This is a genomic window from Streptomyces lonarensis (genome assembly GCF_012033735.1).
GTDB lineage: Bacteria > Actinomycetota > Actinomycetes > Streptomycetales > Streptomycetaceae > Streptomyces > Streptomyces lonarensis.
Genome location: NZ_JAAVJD010000377.1, coordinates 1 through 3,276 on the forward strand (window position 1 = coordinate 1; position 3,276 = coordinate 3,276).

General features: G+C 77.5%; 2 protein-coding genes. One reads left to right on the forward strand and one right to left on the reverse strand.

Translation table 11 applies throughout. The annotated features are described in order from the left end of the window. Positions 1–1,589: MGH1-like glycoside hydrolase domain-containing protein (locus HCN56_RS24670; RefSeq protein WP_209313157.1), on the reverse strand; the 1,589-nt coding region annotated here is incomplete at its 3' end. A gap of 249 nt (positions 1,590–1,838) precedes the next feature. On the opposite strand from HCN56_RS24670, the gene HCN56_RS24675 reads away from it, so the two are divergent. After that, positions 1,839–3,062: an ROK family protein gene (locus tag HCN56_RS24675; protein WP_167974741.1), complete on the forward strand. Its 1,224-nt coding sequence runs from the start codon at positions 1,839–1,841 to the stop codon at positions 3,060–3,062. Positions 3,063–3,276: the final 214 nt, after the last annotated feature.

The following is a 3,276-nucleotide window of genomic DNA, read 5'->3' on the forward strand; positions in this document are numbered from 1 at the left end:
TGCGGGGGCAGGGACCGCTGGTCGGTGACGCCGACGGTGACCGGCGCCTCGCGGTGGACGAGTTGCAGGGGGCGGGCGTCGGTGTGGGCGTCGGGACCGTCGGGGGTCCGGGGGTGCGGCAGGTCCGGACCGCCGGCCGCTCGCGCGGCAGGTGCGGCGGGCGCGGTCGGGTGGGCGGCGGTCGTCGGGACGGCGGGCGTTGCCGCCCCGCGTTCCGCGAGGACGGCGGTGGCCAGGTCCACCGCGAGCGCGGCGGTCCAGGCGAAGTCGCGCGCCCCGTGGGCGCCGAGGCTGCGCGGGTCGAGGTACTCGGCGAAGCCCGAACCCGCCGCCGCGGTGACGGCGGCGGTCCGCAGGTCGTCGGCGGTGCGCCGTGCCCCGTGCAGCCGCAGGCCGCGTTCGACCAGCCAGGCGATGTTGAACCAGGCGGGCCCCCGCCAGTACCGGGCGGCGTCGTACTCGGGCGCCAGCAGGTCGTGGCTGGGCACCATGCGGCAGCCGGCGCCGAGCCGGAAGTGTGGCCCGGTCAGGGTGCGGTGCAGCCGGTCGGCGGTGGCGGCCGGGAGCCCGGGGACGACCAGCGGCAGCAGTCCGGCGGCGCCCCGGGCGGGGAGCAGTCGGTCGTCGTGCAGGTCGCGGGCGTGGAAGAGGCCGGTCCGCTCGTCCCAGAGCCTGCGGTGGAGCGCCTCGGTCCGGGCGGCGGCCTGCGCCCGGTGGGTGCTCGCGTCCCGCCCGAGCGCCTCGGCGATGTCGGCGAGCGCGTGGTCGGAGGCGACCAGCAGCGCGTTGAGCCCCGGGTCCTCGACGGCGAACCGCGGGGAGGCGTCGGCGGAGCGGTCGTCGTAGCCGGCGTCGCGGTAGGCGGCGGCGAGCGCGACGTAGCGGCCGTAGTCCAGGTCGGTGGGCCGGTCGCAGGCGGCGCCGTGGTCGAGGTCGGCGCGGCGGAAGCCGTCCGGGTCGGCCGGGGCGACCCGTGCCAGCGGCGCGTCCCAGGCGGGGCTGTTGTCCATCCCCGACTCCCAGGGGTGGACGATCGACGCCAGGCCGCCGCCGCCGAGGTCGCGCACCTCGGTGAGGTAGCGCTGCCAGGCGAGCAGCGGGCGGTGGAGCGCGGCGAGGAAACCCTCGCGCTCGGAACCGGCCGGGTCCGAGAGGTGGACCAGCCAGGCGGCCAGTGCGTGCACCGGCGGCTGGACGATGCCGGAGGTCTCCGCAGTCCGCGGGGCGCCGTGCGCCGCGCCGGCGGTCGAGGAGCGCCAGAACCCCGGGCCGGGGAAGTAGGCGCCCTCGGGGACGTCCGGGTGGAAGACGATGTGCGGCACCCGGCCGTCGTCCCACTGCGCGGCGAACAGGCTGCGCAGCTCGCGGCGGGCGCGGGCGGGGTCCAGGTGGCGCAGGCCGATCGCGACGAACGCCGAGTCCCAGCTCCACTGATGCGGGTAGAGCCGGCGGCTGGGGACGGTGGACGCGCCGGTCCAGTTGGCCCGCAGGACCCGGGCCGCGCCGTGGACGACCGCGCGGGCGTGCGCGGTCGTGGGCTCGGGCGGGTGGATGGGGCGTGCGCCGGTGGTGAGCAGCCGAGTCCGCATTCCGCCTCCACGCCGGGGCTCCCGACACGGCCGCGCCGCATCGCTTATGCAGAAGATACCGCAGGGTTACGCCTGCTTAACAAGCAAAAGCCTGAATATTAGTACCAGGCACGTAGACGGAAGGGCGGGTCCCCGGCGGTGATGCGACGTCACATGCAGGTCGGGACGGGAGTAGCGTGGTCCCGCCGCCCCGCGGTTCGTGCGCCGGGCGGCGCCACCGCCGTCACCACCCGGGACCGGGAGTCCGTCATGAACCAGGGGAGCGCGGGCCAGCTGCTGCAGCTGATCCGCAGCGGCCGCGCCACCACCCGGGGCGAGCTGCGACGCGTCACCTCCCTCTCCCGCTCCACGGTCGGCGCCCGCCTCGACCAGCTGTTCGGCGCGGGCTGGGTCCGCGAGGCGGCCGGCCCGGCCGGCGCCTCCACCGGTGGCCGCCCCGCCCTGCGGCTGGAGTTCGACACCTCGCACGCCGTCGTCCTCGCGGCCGACCTCGACACCCGCCACGCGCGCGTCGCCGTGACCGACCTCGGCGGTGCCGTGCTCGCCGAGCGGGCCGCGCCGCTGGAGGTGGAGGACGGCCCGGCGGTGGTGCTGCCGCTCCTCGCCCGGCTCGGAGCCGCCGTCCTCGGCGACGCCGAACGCCCGGCGCACGCGGTCTGCGGTGTGGGGCTCGCCGTCCCCGGCCCGGTCGACGACGGGCGGCTGGTGCAGCCGCCGATCATGCCCGGCTGGGACGGCCACCCCGTCGCCGACCTCCTCGGCACGCGGCTCGCCGACGAGGCCGGCACCCGCCCCGACCTGCCGGTGCTGGTGGAGAACGACGCCAACCTGATGGCGTACGCCGAGCAGCGCCACGGCCACCCCGACTGCTCGGCGTTCCTGCTGGTCAAGGTGGGTGCCGGTATAGGCGCCGGCCTCGTGGTCGACGGCGGCATGTACCGCGGCATCGACGGCGGGGCGGGCGACATCGGACACATCCGGTTGGCGGACGCGTCCGACGCGCTCTGCCGCTGCGGCTCCTACGGCTGTCTGGCGGCGGTCGCCAGCGGGCGGGCGCTCGCCGAGCAGCTGACCGCGCTCGGGGTCACGGCGCGCACCGCGGCCGAGGTGCGCGACCTGCTCGCCGACGGCCGCCCGGAGGCGGTGCGGCTGGCGCGGGAGGCGGGCCGCCGGGTCGGCGAGGTGCTGGCGACGGTGGTGTCGCTGATCAACCCCGGTGTGCTGATGATCGCCGGCGACCTCGCGGGCCCGCCCTTCCTCACCGGCGTGCGGGAACTGCTCTACCAGCGGGCGATGCCCCGCACCACCGTCCACCTCCAGATGGTGACCTCACGGCTGGGGGAGCGGGCCGGGCTGCTCGGCGCCGCCCTCATGGTCGTGGACCTGCTCTACGGCGCGGAGCGGGCGGACGCCCGCCTCGCTGCCGGCGTCCCGGAGGCCGCGGCACGGCCCGGGGTGCGTGCCGCGGGGTGACCCGGGGTGCGCGCCGCGGGGTGACGCCGACGCGTCCGACTCGCCGGGCGGGGCCGTTCGGGTGACCCTGGACGGGACCGAACACCGCCGTCGCCCCGCCGGACGCGCCCATCCCGCGCCCTCGGCGGCGGCCGTGCACCACCCAGGTACGTCCGACCTCCGGCAGGTCGGCCATCCGGGGGGAGACCGCCGCCACGAACTCCGGCAGGCGGTC